15 protein-coding genes and 1 riboswitch are annotated in these 19,283 nt (G+C 73.1%); of the genes, 10 read left to right on the top strand and 5 right to left on the bottom strand.

The features are described from left to right. Window positions 1-89: 89 nt before the first annotated feature. A riboswitch (Fluoride riboswitch) is annotated at window positions 90-156 on the top strand. A 162-nt stretch (window positions 157-318) separates the two neighbouring features. Together eno and ACIBIW_RS22180 are read left to right on the top strand one after the other, a co-directional pair. Further along, the gene (eno, locus tag ACIBIW_RS22175; RefSeq protein ID WP_399338674.1) at window positions 319-1,590 is read left to right on the top strand and encodes a phosphopyruvate hydratase; all 1,272 of its coding nucleotides are present in this window, start codon (window positions 319-321) and stop codon (window positions 1,588-1,590) included. Window positions 1,591-2,592: 1,002 nt separating this feature from the next. After that, window positions 2,593-4,104 (top strand): hypothetical protein, encoded by a 1,512-nt coding sequence (locus ACIBIW_RS22180; RefSeq protein ID WP_399338675.1) that lies wholly within the window; start codon window positions 2,593-2,595, stop codon window positions 4,102-4,104. An 87-nt stretch (window positions 4,105-4,191) separates the two neighbouring features. On the opposite strand, the gene ACIBIW_RS22185 is transcribed toward ACIBIW_RS22180, so the two are convergent. The 3 genes from ACIBIW_RS22185 to ACIBIW_RS22195 all read right to left on the bottom strand — a co-directional run bounded on the left by ACIBIW_RS22185 (window position 4,192) and on the right by ACIBIW_RS22195 (window position 8,248). Next, entirely contained in the window at window positions 4,192-4,704 is a 513-nt protein-coding gene (locus tag ACIBIW_RS22185) for an O-acetyl-ADP-ribose deacetylase (protein WP_399338676.1), read from the bottom strand. Between the two features lie 122 nt (window positions 4,705-4,826). Then, window positions 4,827-6,239, bottom strand: coding sequence for a phytoene desaturase family protein (locus ACIBIW_RS22190; RefSeq protein ID WP_399338677.1), 1,413 nt, complete (start codon window positions 6,237-6,239; stop codon window positions 4,827-4,829). Window positions 6,240-6,439: 200 nt separating this feature from the next. Next, complete coding sequence (locus ACIBIW_RS22195; RefSeq protein ID WP_399338679.1) at window positions 6,440-8,248, bottom strand: gamma-glutamyltransferase family protein; 1,809 nt, start codon at window positions 8,246-8,248, stop codon at window positions 6,440-6,442. Window positions 8,249-8,512: 264 nt separating this feature from the next. On the opposite strand from ACIBIW_RS22195, the gene ACIBIW_RS22200 reads away from it, so the two are divergent. Next, a complete protein-coding gene (locus ACIBIW_RS22200; RefSeq protein ID WP_399338680.1) occupies window positions 8,513-9,697 on the top strand; it encodes a GDSL-type esterase/lipase family protein in 1,185 nt (394 codons plus the stop codon). Window positions 9,698-9,821: 124 nt separating this feature from the next. Here ACIBIW_RS22200 and ACIBIW_RS22205 read toward each other — a convergent pair whose 3' ends face one another. Continuing rightward, complete coding sequence (locus ACIBIW_RS22205) at window positions 9,822-10,865, bottom strand: LacI family DNA-binding transcriptional regulator (protein WP_399338681.1); 1,044 nt, start codon at window positions 10,863-10,865, stop codon at window positions 9,822-9,824. A 313-nt stretch (window positions 10,866-11,178) separates the two neighbouring features. Here ACIBIW_RS22205 and ACIBIW_RS22210 point away from each other — a divergent pair, with 313 nt between their 5' ends. The 7 genes from ACIBIW_RS22210 (at window position 11,179) to ACIBIW_RS22240 (ending at window position 17,898) form a co-directional block, all read left to right on the top strand. After that, on the top strand, window positions 11,179-12,333 hold the full coding sequence (locus ACIBIW_RS22210; protein WP_399338882.1) for a Gfo/Idh/MocA family protein: 1,155 nt from the start codon (window positions 11,179-11,181) through the stop codon (window positions 12,331-12,333). Beyond that, complete coding sequence (locus ACIBIW_RS22215; protein WP_399338682.1) at window positions 12,330-13,253, top strand: PmoA family protein; 924 nt, start codon at window positions 12,330-12,332, stop codon at window positions 13,251-13,253. The genes ACIBIW_RS22210 and ACIBIW_RS22215 overlap by 4 nt, the downstream gene beginning before the upstream one ends. Then, window positions 13,247-13,969 (top strand): cupin domain-containing protein, encoded by a 723-nt coding sequence (locus ACIBIW_RS22220; RefSeq protein ID WP_399338683.1) that lies wholly within the window; start codon window positions 13,247-13,249, stop codon window positions 13,967-13,969. Before ACIBIW_RS22215 ends, ACIBIW_RS22220 begins: the two co-directional genes overlap by 7 nt. 157 nt (window positions 13,970-14,126) lie before the next feature. Continuing rightward, entirely contained in the window at window positions 14,127-15,470 is a 1,344-nt protein-coding gene (locus tag ACIBIW_RS22225; RefSeq protein ID WP_399338684.1) for an ABC transporter substrate-binding protein, read from the top strand. Continuing rightward, the gene (locus ACIBIW_RS22230; protein ID WP_399338685.1) at window positions 15,467-16,432 is read left to right on the top strand and encodes a carbohydrate ABC transporter permease; all 966 of its coding nucleotides are present in this window, start codon (window positions 15,467-15,469) and stop codon (window positions 16,430-16,432) included. The genes ACIBIW_RS22225 and ACIBIW_RS22230 overlap by 4 nt, the downstream gene beginning before the upstream one ends. Next, a complete protein-coding gene (locus ACIBIW_RS22235; RefSeq protein ID WP_399338686.1) occupies window positions 16,429-17,265 on the top strand; it encodes a carbohydrate ABC transporter permease in 837 nt (278 codons plus the stop codon). Before ACIBIW_RS22230 ends, ACIBIW_RS22235 begins: the two co-directional genes overlap by 4 nt. Before the next feature lie 6 nt (window positions 17,266-17,271). Continuing rightward, on the top strand, window positions 17,272-17,898 hold the full coding sequence (locus ACIBIW_RS22240; protein WP_399338687.1) for a hypothetical protein: 627 nt from the start codon (window positions 17,272-17,274) through the stop codon (window positions 17,896-17,898). Between the two features lie 54 nt (window positions 17,899-17,952). Here ACIBIW_RS22240 and ACIBIW_RS22245 read toward each other — a convergent pair whose 3' ends face one another. After that, window positions 17,953-19,203: a hypothetical protein gene (locus tag ACIBIW_RS22245; protein ID WP_399338688.1), complete on the bottom strand. Its 1,251-nt coding sequence runs from the start codon at window positions 19,201-19,203 to the stop codon at window positions 17,953-17,955. Between the last annotated feature and the right edge of the window lie 80 nt (window positions 19,204-19,283).

Genomic DNA, 19,283 nt, shown 5'->3' on the forward strand with positions numbered 1-19,283 from the left:
GCGGCGCTGCCCCCTCGCCCGTGGGTGTCCACCGGTGGAGGCAGCACTCCGGGCGCATGGGACGCGCGTCGCGGGGTAGTCGGGGGTTCAAGTGGGACGGCGATGAGGCTCGCCGTTGACCGCGGGTGCGACCCCGCTGATGGCCTCTACCGACAGATACGTACCTGTCCGTAGGAGGCCACGATGGACCCGCCGACCGATGTCGACGAGCGCAAGGTCGGGGATGCCGGGGGCTTTGCCGCGGCGCCCCCTCCCTCGCGAAGGACACACCTCACCCCCTCCCCCGCGCGGGCCACCCCCGTCCTCTGGAGGACAGCCATGCCGGTACACATCGCGGACCTGCACGCCATCGAGATCCTGGACTCCCGCGCCCGCCCCACCCTCGCCCTCACCCTGACGACAGCCGACGGCGCCCGTATCCGGGCGGGTGTGCCGTCCGGAGCCTCCACCGGCAGCCGTGAGGCCGTCGAACTGCGCGACGGCGACCAGGGCCGCTACGCGGGCCAGGGCGTGCTGCGGGCCGTCGCCAGGGTCAACACCGACATCGCCGAAGCGCTGCGCGGACGCCGCTTCGCCTCGGCCGCCGAGGTCGACGCCGCCCTGCTCGAACTCGACGGCACCGACACCACCTCACACCTCGGGGCCAACGCGGTCACCGGCGTCTCCCTGGCCGCAGCCCGCGCGGAGGCGGCGTCGGCGGGCACACCCCTGTGGCGGTCGCTCGCCGATATCGCCGGGACCGCGCCCAGGCTCCCCGTACCGCACTTCAACGTGGTCAACGGCGGTGTGCACGCCGCGGGCGACCTCGACTTCCAGGAGTTCATGCTCGCCCCGCTCGGCGCCCCGGGGCTCCCCGAGGCCATCCGGGCCGGTGCCGAGATCTACGCGCGCGTCAAGGCCCGCCTCATCTCCGGGGGCCACACCACGGGACTCGGCGACGAGGGCGGCTTCGCACCGTCGCTCTCCCGGCCCGAGGACGTCCTCACCCTGCTGGTCGACGCCATCGAGGAGGCCGGCCACACCCCGGGCCCCACGGGCGTCGCCCTCGCCCTCGACCCCGCCGCGAGCGAGTTCCACACGGAGGGCCGCTACACCGTGGCGGGCGACGAACTGACGTCGGAACAACTCATCGACCGCTACGAGGAGATCGTCGACCGCTTCCCCGTATGGAGCATCGAGGACGGTCTCGCGGAGGACGACTGGGACGGCTGGGCGCGCCTCACCGCCCGCCTCGGCGACCGGGTCCAGCTCATGGGGGACGACATCTTCGTCACCAATCCCGCGATCATCGAACGCGCCGTCGCCCACCGGGTCGCCAACTCCGCCCTGATCAAGGTCAACCAGATCGGCACCGTCACCGCCGCGCTTGAGGCCATGGCGGTCTGCCGCGACGCCGGATACACCCAGATGGTGTCGCACCGGTCCGGCGAGACGGAGGACTCCTTCATCGCCGACCTCGCCACCGGAACCGGCTGCGGCCAGCTCAAGTCCGGCGCCCCCGCACGCGGGGAACGGGTCGCCAAGTACAACAGGCTCCTCGAACTCGCGCACCAGAACCCCCAACTCCCTTTCGCCGCTCCCGACCGCTGAACGATGGCGGCAGACGGGTCGGCCGCTGGCCTACCGGCCGTTGGCCTCAATACTGTCGGCCGCACTCGAAAAGAAGTAAGGGCGCCGCCGACGGCCGTGTCGGGGCCCATATCAGGGGCCCACGCTCCTGCCCCCGGGGGTTCCGTTCCCCCGGCCCCTGTCCCGTTCCAGGAGTGGTTTTCCACGTGCCCGGGGAGAGGCCCCACCATTCGGCGTAAGGCAGGGTTCGTGGGTTTGCCTGGTGCGGCACTCGGGTCCACGATGGCTCTTCGAAAGCTGAACTTGCCCTACGACAAAGCCCCTTGCGCCGCGGATGGCTGGACACCAGGCGGCACAAGGGGCTGAAGGAAGGACACAGCGTGTCGCTCCAATTCCACGATCCCATACACCCCGGCACACCGCCACGGCGTGCCGGCTCGGCAGCCGTCGTACTCGTGATCATCCTCCTGATGCCCCCCCTCATGACCGCCGCCCAGATCGCAGCAGCAGCCACCCTCATCAGCGCCGGAACCACCCTCATAACGAGGCTCAACAGGGCGGCCCCATGCACATGTCGGCCGTGAACCGGCACCGGTATCGCGGCTAGGATTATCTGCCCCCAGAGGGTTCGCCCGATGAGCGACATGAATCGCTTCTGACCACTAAGGCGGCTTTGGCAAAGTACGCAAAAACCGCGGTCCACCGAGACAAAACAGCAGGCCAACTCCTGTGCTCCCCGCGAACGCGGGGGTGGTCCCTGCTTGCGCAGCTTGCCGAGCGACGTGCCCTAGTGCCCCCCCCCGCAGGAACAACAGCCACCGCCCCCGCCCCAAACGCGAAGGAAGCGTGAGCAAGTCCGGGGCGGGGCACGGCACTACACCCCACGCCGCTGTATCACGCGTCGGCATGACCGGCCCTCCACGGGGCACCGGAATCTCGCAGGTCCAAAGCGCGAACCGGAACCGGACACGGCACCGGTCGCCCGGTGCGGCTGCCGTGGGGGTGCCGCGAGTGGGGGGACGTATGACGAAACGGAACGAAGTTCCCGGCATCACGCTCTTCGGCGCGCTGACCTTCGACTCCCGGGGCGGCTTCGACCGTCCGGCCGTCGAGAGCGTCCTGCGGGACGTCGCGGACAGCGGGGTCGAGGACGTCTACGTGATCGCGCACGGCGCCTGCAACACCGAGGAGACCGCCGACGCCTTCGACCACGAGATCGCCCGCCTGCTCGCCGCGGAACGCGCCGACGACACCCCGCCCGTCGGACTGCTCGGCGTGCGCTGGCCCTCCGTGCGGCTTCGCGACGAGCCGGTGCCGGGGCTCACGGCCGACGAGACACGCGCCGCGTGCGAGGCACGCCCCGCCCTGACCCCTCCCGGGCTCGACGACCTGCGTCACGCCCTGCCCAGGAGCCATGACGCGGTCGACACCATCGACCGGCTGCTGACGGAACAGCCCACCGACGACACCTCCTTCGACGACCTCGGCACGGCGCTGCGCGAGATCGCCCGGGTACCGCTCGACGACCCACGGGCCGACTACACCAGCGACACCGCGGGCGAACTCCTGCCGCAGGCCGACCCGTTGATGCTGTTCGAGGACACCAGGGAGGTCTGCGCCGAGTTCGCGGGCGCGCTGCGGGACGCCGAGAAGTCGTCGCGCAGGTCCGACCACAGGCCCGAGCGGCAGGAGCGCCCCGAACTGGCCTCGCAGGACGCGGCGCCCTCCGAGCACGGCACCCTGCGGGAGATCGCGACGGCGGGGCCAAGGCCCGCGGAACCCCTCAGCGACCGCGTCTCCAGGACCGGCACCGTCTCCGCCGCCGGCCCGCTCGGCGACGCCCGCCTCGCCCAGGACCCCGCCGACCTGTGGTACGGCGCGCACGAGCTGCTGCGCCAGGTCGTCTACCACGTACTGCGCCGACGCGCGGGCCTGGTCGGGGAGTTGGGGCTCGGCCCCTGCCTGTACGCGCTGGCGGAGGCGTCCAAGGTCCGTATCCACCTCGTCGGCCACGGCCTCGGCGGGCGCGTCGCGAGCTTCGCCCTGCGCGGCCTCGAACAGGACGGCGAGCAGCGCCTCGGCGTGTGGAGCCTCACCCTGCTCCAGGCGGCGATGTCGCACTTCGCGTTCGCCCGCAGCCTGCCCCAGCAGATCTCAGGACACGGCGCCCTGTGGGACCGCGAGGACCAGGTGCGGCGCCCCGTCGTGGCCTGCTTCTCCCACCACGACCTCAGCCTCGGCCTGATGTTCCCGCTGTCCACCCAGATGCTGGGGGACGCCGCCGAACTCTCCACGGTCGGCCGCAAGTGGGGCGCCATGGGATTCGACGGCATGCAGGGGGTACGGGGCACCGAGGTACGGGACATCGAGCAGGTGCTGCGCGAGGGGCTGCCCGAGGACGAGTCCTACGTCAACGTGGACGCGTCCTCGGTGGTGCGCCGCGGGGACGCCCCGGTGGGCGCCCACCACGACGTCCTCCACCCCGCCGTCGCCCGCCTCCTGCTCGGGCACCTCCCCGCCCCGTCCTCCTCCTGAGGCGCGCCGGGCCGGGAGCCACCGCGCGCGGTCCAGCCCACCACGGGCACGAGAGCACGAGGCAGACGCCTCGGCGGCCGGTGGCGGTCAGTCGATCTGTGCGGCGAATGCCGTGTACGCGCGGTCGTCGAAGAGGACGAACCTGATCTCCTCCGCCGCCGTCCTCGTCGCGCGGGCGGTCTCCACCGCGATACGGGCGCCGTCGTCCAGGGGCCAGCGGTAGACGCCGGTGGAGATGGCGGGGAACGCGACGGTGCGGGCGCCGAGTTCGTCGGCCACCCGCAGTGACTCGCGGTAGCAGGACGCCAGCAGGTCGGAGCGGTCCTCGGTGGCGCTCCAGACCGGGCCCACGGTGTGGATCACATGCCGGGCGGGCAGGTCGCCCGCGGTGGTGGCCACCGCCTTGCCGGTGGGCAGCCCCTTGCCGTAGTGGCCGGCGCGCAGCGCCCTGCACTCGGCGAGGATGCCCGGGCCGCCCCTGCGGTGGATCGCGCCGTCCACTCCCCCGCCGCCGAGCAGGGAACTGTTGGCCGCGTTCACCACCGCGTCGACCTCCTGGTCGGTGATGCTGCCGCGGACGAGGGTGAGGGTGGTGGTCATGGCGCCATCGTAGGCGCGTCACCGCTGCCCGCCCGGCCTTTTTCGCGGTGGTGGGGCGCCGCGGCGGGGTGCCGCATGCCCACGGTGGGACACCGCAGGCGCCGCATCCCACCGCCGCACACTCAGCCGGTCGCGCGCAGCCTGCGCCACACCGCCTTCGCCGCGTTGTGGCCCGACATCCCGTGTACGCCGGGGCCGGGCGGGGTGGCGGACGAGCAGAGGAACACCGCGGGGCGCGGGGTGGCGTACGGGAAGAGGGTGACCTTGGGGCGCAGCAGGAGTTGGATGCCGTCGGCGGCGCCGCAGGCGATGTCGCCGCCGACGTAGTTGGCGTTGCGGGCGGCGAGTTCCGGCGGGCCCGCGGTGGCGCGGGCCAGGACCAGGTCGCGGAAGCCCGGTGCGAAGCGCTCGACCTGGCGCTCGACGGCGTCCGTGAGGTCGCCCCGCCAGCCCGGTGGCACATGGCCGTACGCCCAGAACACGTGCTTGCCCTCGGGGGCGCGGCTCGGGTCGACGACGCTCGGCTGGGTGGTGATCAGGAACGGTGCCTCGGGGGCGTGTCCGCGCCGGGAGGCGTCGAGGAGCGCGGTGGCGATGTCGCCGCTGCCGGGGCCGATCTGGACGGTACCGGCCCTGCGGGGCGCCTCGGCGGTCCACGGCACGGGGCCGTCGAGCGCGTAGTCGATCTTGAAGACGGAGGCGCCGTAGCGGTAGCGGGCGTAGTAGCGGCCGAGGTCGGCGATGCGGGCGAGCGCGTCGGGCGAGGTGTCGAAGATGTAGGAGCGGGCGGGCGGCAGGTCGTCGAGCCGCTTCACCTCGAAGTCGGTGTGGACCTCGCCGCCGAGGTCGGCGAGGTAGCGGGTGAGCGCGTCGGGGATGGCCTGGGAGCCGCCGCGCGCCACCGGCCAGCCCCCGGCGTGCGCGGCGAGCGCGAAGACCAGGGCGACGGCGCTGGTGGCGAAGCCGCCCAGCGGGGCGATGACATGGGCGACAAGCCCGGCGAGCAGCGCCCGTGCGCGGTCGTCGCGGAAGCGGCGGGCGAGCCAGGGGTACGGGGGCAGGCCCGCGAGCCCGAAGCGGGCGAGGGTGACGGGGTCGCGGGGCAGCGAGGTCAGCGGCAGTGCCATGAAGTCCCGCGCCAGGCGCTCCCAGCGGGGCAGGAAGGGCGCGACGAGGCGACGGTAGGCCACGGCGTCCCGCGGCCCGAGGGAGGCGGCGGTCTCGGCAACGGAGCGGGAGAGCACGGCGGCGGTGCCGTCGGGGAACGGATGCGCCATCGGGAGCGGCGCGTGCAGCCACTCAAGGCCGTAGCGGTCGAGCGGCATCGCGTTGAACGCCGGGGAGTTGACGCCCAGGGCGTGGGCCGCGGAGCAGGGGTCGTGCCGGAAGCCCGGCAGGGTCAGCTCCTCGGTACGGGCGCCACCGCCCACGGTGTCACGGGCCTCGAAGACGGCCACCGACATGCCGCGGCGCGCCAGCTCCACCGCGGCGGTCAGACCGTTGGGCCCCGCCCCCACCACGCACGTGTCCAGCATCGACGGCACCTTCGGACTCCCTTGTCTCGTGTCTGCCGACGGCGACTCTCCCCCAGGATAGGCCGGTACCGCGATCTTCCGGCACGGGGCCGGTCGCCCGGGGCAGGGCGGCGGGGCCCCGTCGCTGGTCAGCGGGCCCGCACCCTCACCACTCCGCCCCGCAGCCCCGTACGGCCGGCCCCCCGCCCCGAGGCTCCCGCTCAGCGCCCCGTGGCGTACCCCTGCATGCCGCGCGGGTTGGCCGCGGCGGAGAGCAGGCCCGACTCGGGGTCGCGGGTGACGGCGCACAGCCGCCCCTCCGACCAGGGGTCGCCGACGGTGACGTCATGGCCGCGGCGGCGCAGTTCCGCCACGGTCTCCTCGTCGGTCCTGCTCTCCACGGTGAGGCTGCCGGGCTTCATGCCGCGGGGGTAGAAGGAGCCGGGGAAGCTGTCGTTGTGCCAGTTCGGGGCGTCGATGGCGCCCTGGAGGTCGAGGCCGCCGCGTACCGGGGCGCGCAGCGCGACCGCGAGGAAGAAGTGGAACTGCCACTGGTCCTGCTGGTCCCCGCCCGGGGTGCCGAACGCCATGACGGGCTCGCCGTCGCGCAGTGCCAGGGAGGGGGTGAGGGTGGTGCGCGGCCTGCGGCCGGGGGTGAGGGTGTTGGGCAGCCCCTCGTCGAGCCAGGTCATCTGGAGCCTGGTGCCGAGCGGGAAGCCCAGTTCCGGCACGACCGGGTTGGAGTGCAGCCAGCCGCCGCTCGGGGTGGCGGCGATCATGTTGCCCCAGCGGTCGACGACGTCGAGGTGGCAGGTGTCGCCGCTGGTGCCGTGTCTGGCCACCGTCGGCTCCCCGGCCCCGGCGCCCGCGAGGCCGAGCGCGTCGAAGCCGCCCTCGCCGGTGGCGACGGCGGCGGCGTGCGCGGCGAGCCGGGGGGTGCGGCCACCGGGCGACCCCGGGCGCACCTCGTGCGAGGCGGACGGCCCGACCAGGGCGCGGCGGGCGGCGCTGTACTCGGGCGAGAGCAGGTCGGCGAGCGGGGTGGCGGCGGCGTCGCCGTACCACGCCTCCCGGTCGGCCATGGCGAGCTTGCAGTTCTCGACGAGGAGGTGGACGTAGTCGGCCGAGCCGTACGGGGGCAGGTCGGCGGGGTCGGCGGGGAGGAGGGCGAGCTGCTGGAGAAACGCGGGCCCCTGGCTCCAGGCGCCCGCCTTGCACACGGTCCAGTCCGCCCAGTCGTGGGTGGCGGGCGCCTCCCAGCTCGCGGACCAGGCGGCGAGGTCGGCGGCGGTGAGGGTGCCGGGGTGGCGCTCGCCGCTGGTGTCCATGGTGGGCAGCGCGGCCTGTCCGGCCAGCGCCTCGGCTATGAAGCCGGTGCGCCACACCTCGCGGGCGCGCTCGATGCGGGCGGTCCTGTCGCCGCCCGCGGCGTCCGACTCGCGCAGCAGCCGCCGCCAGGTGGCGGCGAGCGCGGGGTTGCGGAAGAGGGTGCCGGGGCGCGGGAGTTCGCCGCCCGGCAGGTACAGCTCGGCGGAGCTTGTCCACTCGGTCTCGAAGAGGTCCCGTACGGCGGCGACGGTCTCGCCGAGGCGCTCGACGGGCGGGTGGCCGCCGTCCGCGTAGTGGATCGCGTACTGGAGGACGTCGGCGAGGTGCTTGGTGCCGTGGTCGCGCAGCAGCAGCATCCAGGCGTCGAAGGCGCCGGGCACGGCGGCGGCCAGCGGGCCCGTGCCGGGGACGAGGGTGAGGCCGAGGGAGCGGTAGTGGGCCGCGGTGGCGGCGGCGGGCGCGACGCCCTGCCCGCACAGCACCCGTACGGGGCCGCCCGCGGGGGCCACGAGCGCGGGGACCTCGCCCGCGGGCCCGTTGAGGTGGGGCTCGACGACGTGCAGGACGAAGGCCCCGGCCACCGCCGCGTCAAACGCGTTTCCGCCGTCCTCCAGTACGGCGGTGGCGGCGGAGGAGGCCAGCCAGTGGGTGGAGGACGCCATGCCGAAGGTGCCTTGGAGTGTCGGTCGGGTCGTGAACATTACGGCCAGTCACCTCGCTGTTTCCGCGCGTCGGCGGACCGGTCGGCACGGGGGGCCGTCCTGCGGTCGTACGCCGCCGGGCGTGGACCACAGGACGGCCCCCAGGACCGGTCCTCGGGAACTTACGGGAGGTCGCGGCCCCCGTCCGTTCACTCCAGCAGCCTAGGCCGCCGTAGGACGTGCCCTCCAGGGTGGGCCCACACACTTGCCTAAACACCTTAGGTTTTTGCATGCTATGTATAGGCACATAGCGAAGGAGCCCCCATGCGTCCCGGAACCGCGCGCACCCCGAGCGCGCCGATCACCACCCCCGTGACCGCCGCGATGGTGCGCGGCGCGCTCGACCTGGAGCGCACGGCGCACGGGCTGCTGCCGCACCGGCTGCCGCCCGCGGCCCGCCGCCAGATCCCCGACGCGCGGCTGGCGCACGCGGAGGTCCAGCCGTCCGGTGTGCGGCTCGCGCTGCGCACCCGCGCCACCGTGATCGAGCTGGACACCCTGCCCACGAAGCGGACGTACCCCGGTCTGCCCGCGCCCCCGGACGGCCCGTACGACCTGGTCGTCGACGGCCGCCCGGCGGGCCGTACCACCGTGGCCGGGGGGAACGTGCACACGCTCGACCCGGTGACACAGGAGGGCGCGCTGAGCGCGGGGCCGCCCGGCACCGCGCGCTTCACCGGGCTGCCCGGGCGCGACAAGCACGTCGAGATATGGCTGCCGCACACCGAGGTCGCCGAGCTGATCGCGCTGCACACCGACGCCCCGGTCACGGCGGCGCCCGCGGGCGGGCGGCGGTGGCTGCACCACGGCAGCTCCATCAGCCACGGCTCGAACGCCGCGGCCCCGACCCTGACCTGGCCCGCGCTGGCCGCGGCGCGCGGCGGGGTGGAGCTGACGAACCTGGGCTTCGGCGGCGGCGCGCTGCTCGACCCGTTCACCGCGCGCGCGATGCGCGACGCCCCCGCGGACCTGATCAGCGTGAAGATCGGCATCAACATCGTCAACGGCGACGCGATGCGGCTGCGGACGTTCCTGCCCGCCGTGCACGGCTTCCTCGACACCGTGCGCGAGGGGCACGAGGACACCCCGCTGCTCGTGGTCTCGCCGATCCTCTGCCCGGTGCAGGAGGACACACCGGGGCCGCTCGCGGCCGACTTCGAGGGCGGCGCGCTGCGGTTCAGGGCCACCGGGGACCCGGCGGAGCGCGCGGCCGGAAAGCTGACACTCCGGGTGATCAGGGATGAACTCGCCGCGCTCGTGGAGCGGCGCGCGGCCGACGACCCGGCGCTGTACCACCTCGAAGGACTCCGCCTCTTCGGCGAGCGCGACCACGAGGAGGCACCGCACCCCGACGGACTCCACCCGGGCCCCGAGGGACACCGCCGCATCGGCGCCAACTTCGCACGGATCGCCTTCGGCGAGAGCGGCCCCTTCGCCGCGCGGACCTGAGGAAGCGCAAACCTGAGGAGCGGTACGCGGCCACTCCCCCGGCCGGGCGGTACGCGGCCACTCCCCCGCGGGCGATACGCGGGCCACGCCGTCCGGCCGTTCCCCGGCCCCCGGCGCCCACCGCTCAGACCGGCAGCCGCCCGCGCACCCCGTCGCTGGACTCCCGTACCCGCAGCCAGTGCGGTGCGATGTGCACGCCGAACGGCAGCGGCTCCTTCGCGGCGATACGGGCCGCGAGGCACTTCACGGCCAGTGAGGCGAGCGCGGCCTTGTCCGGGGCCACCGTCGTCAGGGACGGCGTGCTGTACAGGGCCTCCTGGGAGCCGTCGATACCGGCGAGCGCGATGTCCCCCGGCACGCTGAGCCCCGCCTCGTACAGCGCACGCGCCGCGCCGACGGCCAGCATGTCGCTGAAGCAGAACACCGCGTCGGGCCGTTCGCCCGGCGGCAGTGCGGCCAGGGCGCGGGTCGCGAGCAGCCCGTCGACACGGCTGAACTCCCTGACGCGCGGGGCGAGTCGCGGATCGTAGGTCAACCCCGCCTCGTGCAGCGCGAGCTGGAAGCCCTCAAGGCGCTGGCGGCTGGTGGCCGAGCCGTGCTCGTCGACGCCGACGGCGGCGATCCTGGTGCGGCCGAGGCCGATCAGATGGGCGGTGACCTCGCGGGCCGCCGCGACACTGTCGATCAGCACGTGGTCCGCGACGACCCGGCCCCTGCCGTAGCCGCGCTCGCCGAGCAGCACCAGCGGGAACGCGTCGGCCACCCGGGCCAGTTCGTCGAGCGAGACCCGCAGCGGCGACAGGATCACACCGTCGAGCAGGGACGCCCCGACCCCGGTCGCCAGGCGCATCTCCTCCTTGGCGTCCCCCATCGTCTCCTCGATGAGGACGGTGAGGTCGAACGCGGCGGCCTCCGCCCGTACATGGTGGGCCAGTTCGGCGAAGTAGGGCGTGGCGAGGTCGGGCACCGCGAGGGCGACGAGTCCCGCGCGCCCGGTCCGCAGCCGCCGCGCCGAGGGGTTCGGCCGGTAGCCCAGCTCGTCCACGGCGCGCATCACCCGCTCCCGGGTGGCGTCCGACACCCGGGGCGCGCCGCGTACAACGTTGGAAACGGTTTTGATCGACACGCCTGCGCGGTCTGCCACGTCCTTGAGTCTCACTGCCGTCACCCAGCACACCCCCCATTCCTGGTTCCCGCAGATTATGCACAGAGTGGCGACCATTGTCACCGCCCGTTCCCTGGGTCAAGGTTCATCTTGGACAGAGGGTTGACCCTGGGCTCACCCCCCGGTTACAACGTTGGAACAGATCGCGAGCGGCTGGCCCGTTCCGCACTCGGGCACCGCTGTGCGCCCGGGGCGTCCGGGCCGCGCCACCGGGCGTCGGCTTCGACGGCGCGCCTCGGCGGCTCGACGCCGTGAGGAATCGAGCCGCCCGCAGGACCCGTCCGCCCGTTTCGAGAGAGGGTCCCCCTTGTCCCCCCTGCCCCCCTTGTCCGCACACCGATCCGACAGCCCGCTGCGCACGGCCGTGGTCGGCACCGGAGGCATTGCCAGGTCCGCCCATCTGCCAGCGCTGCGGACGCTCGCGGCGGAGGGAGAGGTGGAGCTGGTCGCCGCTGTCGACGTCGACGCGGAGGCGGTGGCGCACGTCGCCGCCGACAACGGCATTCCGCACGCCTCCACCGACCTCGCCGCCGCGCTCGCCGAGACGAGCCCCGCCCTGGTGGTGCTGTGCACCCCGCCCGCCGTCCACCGCGAACAGGCCGTCGCCGCGCTCGCGGCAGGCGCCCATGTGTGGTGCGAGAAGCCGCCCTGCCCCTCGCTTTCCGACTTCGACGCCATCGAGGCCGCCGAGGGCGGGGATGAGGGCCCGCACGCGTCCATCGTCTTCCAGCACCGCTTCGGCTCCGGGGCCCGCCACGTGCGCGCGCTGCTCGCCGAGGGCGCCTTCGGCAGGCCGCTCGTGGCCCACTGCCAGACCACCTGGTACCGGGACACCGCCTACTACTCCGTTCCCTGGCGCGGCCGTTGGGCCACCGAGGGCGGCGGCCCCGCCATGGGGCACGGCATCCACCAGACCGATCTGCTGCTCGACCTGATGGGCCCCTGGAGCGAGGTGCGGGGCATGGCGGCGCGGCTGGTGCACGACGTGGAGACCGAGGACGTGTCCACCGCGCAGGTCCGCTTCGCGAACGGGGCGGTGGCCACCGTCGTCAACAGCGTGCTCAGCCCGGACGAGGTCAGCAGGATACGCATCGACTGCGAGCGCGCCACCATCGAGGTGACCCATTTGTACGGCTACCGCAACGCCGACTGGCGCATCACCCCCGCCCCCGGCGTCCCCGAGGACACCGTCGGGGCGTGGCGGGACTTCGGCGACGACGAACCCAGCTCGCACATCGCCCAACTGCGCGCCCTGGTGGCCGACATCAGGGCGGGGCGGCGCCATCCGACCAGCGGCGAGGGCGGCCGCAGGACCCTGGAGTTCATCACCGCCCTCTACAAGTCCGCGTTCACCGACGCGCCCGTCCGGGCGGGCGAGGTCGGCCCCGGCGACCCCTACTACACCGTGCTGCACGGCGGGGCCCCCGGCTGGGCGCCCGTCACCACCCGCGAGGAAGAGGCCCGCACGTGACACTCTCGCTCACCCATGCCCACGGCGACCGGATCACGGTGGCGCACGAGGCGACCGGGACCGAGTTGTTCGCCTACGTCTACCGTCCCGAGGCGGCCTTCGAGGCGCCGAAGCCGTACCTGCACCCGCTGCGCACCCTCTCCGGCGCACTGGTCACCGACTACCGGCCCAACGACCACCGCTGGCACAAGGGGGTCCAGCTCACCGCCTCGCACCTGTCGGGACAGAACCTCTGGGGCGGCAACACGTACGTGCACGGCGAGGGTTACCTCAAGCTGCCCGAGCGGGTCGGGTCGATGGCCCATGTCTCGTTCGACGAGGTGGCGGCCGAGGGCGATGGCGCGGTGATCGCCGAGCGCCTGACCTGGCACCCGTTCGACGGCTCGCGGTGGGCCGAGGAGGTGCGCCGCATCGAGGTGCGCGACGTCGACCCCGAGGCCGGGAGCTGGTCGTTCACCTGGAGCTTCGCCGTGACCAACGTGCGTGACGAGCCGCTGCGGTTCGGCAGCCCGACCACGCACGGGCGCCCCGCGGCCGGCTACACCGGGCTGCTGTGGCGCGGCCCGCGCGCCTTCCGGGACGGCAGCGTCTTCACCGCGGACGAGGAGGGCCCGGAGCTGATGGGTCGTCAGGCACCGTGGCTGGCCTACTCGGGAGAGCACGACGGGCGCGACGGGCACGCGACGCTGGTGTTCGAGCACGCCGCGGGCAACGACCACGCGGGCGAGAAGGGCACGCACCCGGCGCACTGGTTCGTGCGCAACGACCCGTTCGCCGCGGTGGCGCCCTCCTTCGCCTTCCACGAGGAGCTGGTGCTCGAACCGGGCGACACCCTCGCCCGCGAGTACCGCGTCGTGGTCGCCGACGGCGCCTGGGACCGCGCGCGCGTCACCGCCCATCTGGAGCGTCACCCGTGGTGAGCTACGAGGGCTTCCCCGGCGCGGTCGGCGTCTCCCGGCTGACGGTGTACGGCTGGCCCACCGTCGACGGCCACCCCGGGGGCGGCACCCCGCACCTGCACCTCGCGTGCAGCGAGGGGTACGTGGTCACGGCGGGCAGCGGCGCCGTGCAGACCCTGGCCACCTCCGGCTTCCGGGAGATCCCCCTCGAAGCGGGGACGGTGGCCTGGTTCACCCCGGGCACCATCCACCGCCTCGTCAACGGCGGCGGCCTTGAGATCACCGTCGTCATGCAGAACAGCGGCCTGCCGGAGGCCGGGGACGCGGTGCTCACCCTGCCCCCCGAGCACCTGACCGACCCCGACACCTACGCAGGGGCCGTGCGCATCCCCGCCGACGTGCCGGAGGAGCGGCGGGAGGAGGCGGCCCGCGCCCGGCGCGACCTGGCGACCCGCCGCTTCCTCGAACTGCGCGCCGCGACCGAGGCGGGCGACCCGGAGCCGCTCGCCGCGTTCCAGCGGGCGGCGGCCGCCCTGGTGCGGCCCCGCCTCGACGCGTGGGAGGCCCGCTGGCGCGACGGCGCCCATGCCGCCGCCGCGGCGACCGGGGCACACCTCGCGGCCCTCAGGGACGGTGACACGGCGCACCTGACCGCGGCGCGCGCCACGTCCACCGGGCCCACCGCCCGCGGCCGGTTCGGCATGTGCGGCCGGCTGAACGTCTACGAGGACATCTGAGAGACCCTGCCCCCTCCCCCACACTTCCCCCACACCCCCGGCACACCCCACAACCCCCGCATCCGTACCGGCACCCACCCCGGGGCGGCCTCCTGAGCCCCGGGGGCGGGCCGCCATACGTCCTTCCCGTTCCCGACCCCGTAACCCGGGAGGCCCCATGCACGAGCCCCGATGCGGCCCGAGGCGGTCCACGCGCCGCCGCCGCGCCGCCATGGCAGCGGTCGCCGCAGGTCTCAGCACCGTGCTGGCGGCCACGCTCTCCGCGTGCTCGCAGTCGAGCGGCAGCGTGTCCCACGGCATCACCCTCACCTTCACCTGGTGGGGCAACGACGACCGCGCGGCACGCACCGAGAAGGCCGTCGAACTCTTCGAGAAGGAGCACCCCGGCGTCACGGTGCGCACCAACTCCTCGGACTTCGGGTCCTACCTCCAGAAGCTCGCCACCCAGGCGGCAGGCGGCGAGGTGCCCGACGTCGCCCAGCTCGACTACCGGCAGATGTCCCAGTACTCCGACGGCGGGGCGCTCCTCCCCCTCGACGAGGACGTGCAGAAGGGCGCCATCCGCACCGACGACGTCGACAAGCAGCTCCTCCATACCGGGGCCTACCGGGGCAAGTTGTACGCGGTTCCGATGGGGCAGGGGATCACCGGGTTCGCGTACGACGCCTCCCTGTACGAGAAGGCGGGGCTTTCGAAGCCGAAGCCCAGTTGGACCTGGGAGGACTGGGCCGACGCCAACCGGCGGATCGCCAAGCTCGGTCTGAAGGGCCCGGACGGCGGCGCGGTCACCGGCTCCAACGACCCCGGCACCAACGAGGACGTCTTCGAGGACTGGCTGCGCAGCCACGGAAAGAGCCTCTACCAGGGGCAGGAGCGCAAGCTCGGCTTCACCGAGGACGACCTGACGGCGTTCTGGACGTTCTGCGACACGCTGCGCCGCGAGGGCGCGATCGCGCAGGCCAAGGACACCACACAGGCCGACAGCGCCGAGCACAGCCCGATGGGCCGCGGCCTCGCCGCCGCCGACTACACCTGGGACGCCCCGTTCCCCGGCTATCCGCCGCTGCTCGGGGACTCGGTCCACTTCGAGCCGGTGCCGACGGTCGACGGGCACATCGGCGCGTACTTCAAGCCGTCGATGCTGATGGGCATCGGCGCGCACACCGCGCACCCCAAGGAGGCGGCCGAACTCGTCGACTTCCTCCTCAACGACCGCAAGGCGGGCAGCATCCTCGGCTTCACCCGCTCCACCCCGCCCAACCGCACCGTCGCCGCGGACGTCGCCAAGACCCTCGAAGGCCCGGAGCTGGAGATCTACCGGTACGCCCAGCGGATCAGGGCCTACGGGGTGGAGCCGCCGCCCCCGTCCCCGCCCTCGGGGGACGTCGCCATCCAGTCGGCGTTCAACCGCAACTACCAGCGGGTGATGTTCGGGATGGCCACCCCGCGGCAGGGGGCCCGCGAACTCATCAGCGAGGCCAACCGGGAGCTGACGTCATGACCGCTCTGTCGACCACCGCGCCCGCCCGCCGCGCCGCCGAGGGCAGCCCGCGCGTACGGCGGCGGCGCCGGGTCTCGCGGGAGAAGCAGTGGCCCGCGTATGTGTTCCTCACCCCGTGGATGATCGGCGCCGTGGTGCTGACGCTGGCGCCGATGGCGGTGTCGCTCTACCTGTCGTTCACGGACTACAACCTGTTCGACCCGCCGCGCTGGATCGGTCTTCGCAACTACTCCGACATGCTCACCGCCGACCCCCGCTTCTGGCGCTCGGTCGGCACCACGCTGCTGTACGTCGTGGTGGCGGTGCCGCTGAAGCTGGCGTTCGCGCTCGGCGCCGCGCTGCTGCTGAAGAGTCTGCGCCGGGGCCGCGGCTTCTACCGGTCCGCGTTCTACGCGCCGTCGCTGCTCGGGGCGAGCATGTCCGTCGCGCTGGTGTGGCGCGCGCTGTTCAACGATCATGGGTCGGTCGACAACGCGCTGGGCTGGTTCGGCATCCACTCCGGCGGCTGGGTCGGCAACCCGAGCCTCGCGGTGTTCGCGATCGTGCTGCTGACGGTGTGGCAGTTCGGCGCCCCCATGGTGATCTTCCTCGCCGGGCTCCAGCAGATACCGACCGACCTCTACGAGGCGGCGGAGCTGGACGGGGCGGGCCGCTGGCGGAGGTTCGTGTCCGTCACGGTGCCGATGCTGTCGCCCGTGGTCTTCTTCAACCTGGTCCTGGAGACCATCCAGTCGTTCCAGGTGTTCACCCCCGCGTTCGCCATCAGCGGCGGCAACGGCGGGCCCGCCGACTCGACGATGTTCTACACGCTCTACCTCTACGAGCGCGGTTTCACCGCCTCGCACATGGGCTACGCCTCGGCGATGGCCTGGCTGCTGCTGCTCGCGATCGGGGCCGTGACCCTGATCCTCTTCAAGACGTCCAGGTCCTGGGTCTTCTACGGGGACGAGGGGGCACGATGAACACCGCCGCCAAGCGCTGGCTGCCCCACACGGCGGCACTCGTGGGACTGCTGGTGCTGCTGTACCCACTCGCGTGGCTGCTCGCCACCTCGCTGAAACCGGCCACCGAGGTGGTGACCAGCCTCGACCTGTGGCCGAGCCATCTGGAGTGGTCCAACTACACCACCGCGCTCGACGGGGTCAGCGGGGTCTCCGTGCCCCGGCTGCTCGGCAACACCCTGTTCATCTCGGTGGGCGCGGTCGTCGGCAACGTCCTCACCTGCTCGCTCGCCGCCTACGCCTTCGCCCGGCTGCGCTTTCGCATGCGGGGGCCGATGTTCGGGTTCATGGTGGCCACGCTGATGCTGCCGCACCACGCCGTACTGATCCCGCAGTACATCATCTTCAACCGGCTCGGGATGGTGGACACCTACTGGCCGCTGGTGCTGCCGAAGTTCCTCGCCACGGACGCCTTCTTCGTCTTCCTCATCGTGCAGTTCATGCGCAACCTGCCGCGTGAGCTTGAGGAGTCGGCACGTATCGACGGGTGCGGGGCGTTTCGCACATACTGGTCGGTGACGCTGCCGCTGACCAGGCCCGCGCTGATCACCACCGCCATCTTCACGTTCATCTGGACCTGGAACGACTTCTTCACCCAGATGATCTACCTGTTCGCGCCGGAGAAGTTCACCATCACACTCGCGCTGCGCAGCTTCATCGACCAGTCGAGCCAGTCCGCGTACGGGCCGATGTTCGCGATGTCGGTGATCTCGGTGGTGCCGATCGTGCTGTTCTTCTTCGTCTTCCAGCGCTATCTCGTCCAGGGGATGGCCACGTCCGGGCTGAAGGGCTGACCCGCCATGAGCCACGCACCCGCCTCCGCGCCCGTCGTGCGCCCAGAGGCCCGCAAGGAGCCGGGCGAGGTCTTCGGGCCCGGCTTCACCCTCTTCGCCGACATGCTCCTGGTCGGCCTGCTCACCGCCGTCGCCTGTCTGCCGGTGGTCACCGCCCCGGCCGCCTTCGCGGCGGCCTCGGCGAGCCTGCGGGAGAGCGCGGCGAGCGGTGTCCAGGTCAGGTTGGGCGCCTACGCGGGCCATCTGCGGGCCCGGTCGACGCCGCGCGGGCTCGCCGCCGGGCTGCTGCCGCCCGCCGTCGCCGCGCTGCTGCTCCTCGACCACGCGGCGGTGCGCGCCGGGCTGCCCGGCTCCGCGGTGGCCGCGCCCGCGCTGCTGCTGCTCGCCCTGGGCGCGGCGGTCGTGGGGCTGCGCGCGACGGCGCTCGCGGCGCCCGGCACGCTGTCGGCGCGCGAGGCGCTGCTGCGCTCCTGCGCCGACCCGCGCGGCTCCGCGCTGCTGGCGGGCGCGCTCGTGCTGGCCGCGCTGCTCGTCTGGTCCATGCCGCTGCTGGTCCCGCTGCTGCCGGGGCCGCTCGCGTTCGCGGCGACGGTCATGGAGGTGCGGTACGAGGCGGGGCGCGGGGCGGAGTGAACGGGGGTACGCGTCCGGTGCGTTGCGGCCGGGCGCGTACCGCCGCGGCCGCCGTCAGGAGGCGACGGTGCCGGTGTGCACCGGTCGCCTGTCCTGGTCGCGCTGGAGGGCGCGGAAGTCCTCGTACCAGCCGACGTTGCGCGTGGGCAGCGCCTTCTTGTCGTCCTGCCGTACGGTGCGGCTCGCGTACACCGGGTTGAGCAGCCAGGGGTTCTTGCCGGGGCCGAAGTCCTTGACCATCGCGGCCCCCTGGACCACGGGGTAGGTGGCGACGGCGAGCCTGCCGGTGTCGCGGAAGCGCTGGACCTGGTTCTTCAGGTAGTGGCGGTGGCCCGCGTACCAGGGGCTCATGGTGAGCAGGTCGTCCCACTTGTCCTGGGACCAGGGGTGTTCTGTGGCGTCCTTGATGGCCTGCCACACCTTGGTCCCGGGTGCCGTGCCGTACCGGGCGGCGAAGCGGGCGGGCACCCGGTCGCCGAGGTGCGACTTCCAGAGCCACACCAGGGAGAACTCGGTGACCAGGAACTTCTGTCCGTCTCGCAGCCGGGGCAGGATGAAGTCGAGGTACTGCTGGGCGCTGTCGACGGCCGACACGTGCGGGTGGATGTCGACGCCCTCGATGCCGTCCGTGGCGCGGACGAACTCCATCCACCGCTGGGGGCCCTTGCCGCGCCACTCGGGTTTCTCCAGGCGGTTGAGGGCGCCCATGTAGACGCGGGTGGCGCAGCGGTCGCCGAAGTGGTCGGCGCGGTAGTCGAGCACGTGGTGGGCGACCTTCTCGTAGAAGTCGCCGAGCGGTCCGCTCCAGTCCCGCTGCCTGCTCTCGATGAAGGGCTCGTTGCCGACGGCGAGGATGTTCACCTTGTCCATCGCGGTGTCGAGCACCTTGTCGACCGTGCCGAGGATGCGGTCCATCTCCGCGCTGTCGGGGCGGGGGAACGCCTGGTCCTGGAAGGGGAGTTTGAGGTTCAGGACGGTGCCGTAGCCGTGCTCGGACGCGGTCAGCAGCGCGGAGAGTGCACGGTGCTCCACGGGGCCGGGTTCCTTGTCGGCGCGGACGAAGCCGCGCAGCCAGCTCGCCTTGACGCTGTCGAGTTCCGTGAGGCCGGTCCCGGTGGGGTCCTCGTTGAAGTTGACGCCGAGCGCGCCGTCGGGCGCCGACCCGGTGTCGGGCCCACCGCTCGGGCTGCTGCTCTCCCCGCCGCTGCCACCACCGTCCCCGCCGTCGTCGTCCCCGCCCCCGTCGGTACATGCCGCGGCGAGGAGCACGGCTCCCGAGGCGGCGATCAGTCGGCGCCGTGACATCCCACGGCCTTTGCGCTCCACGTGTGGTTCTCCCCTCGACAGCCAGGACTGCGAGGGCTGCTACCCACTTCCTCCGTTCT

Source organism: Streptomyces sp. NPDC050560, assembly GCF_044457285.1.
Lineage (GTDB): Bacteria > Actinomycetota > Actinomycetes > Streptomycetales > Streptomycetaceae > Streptomyces.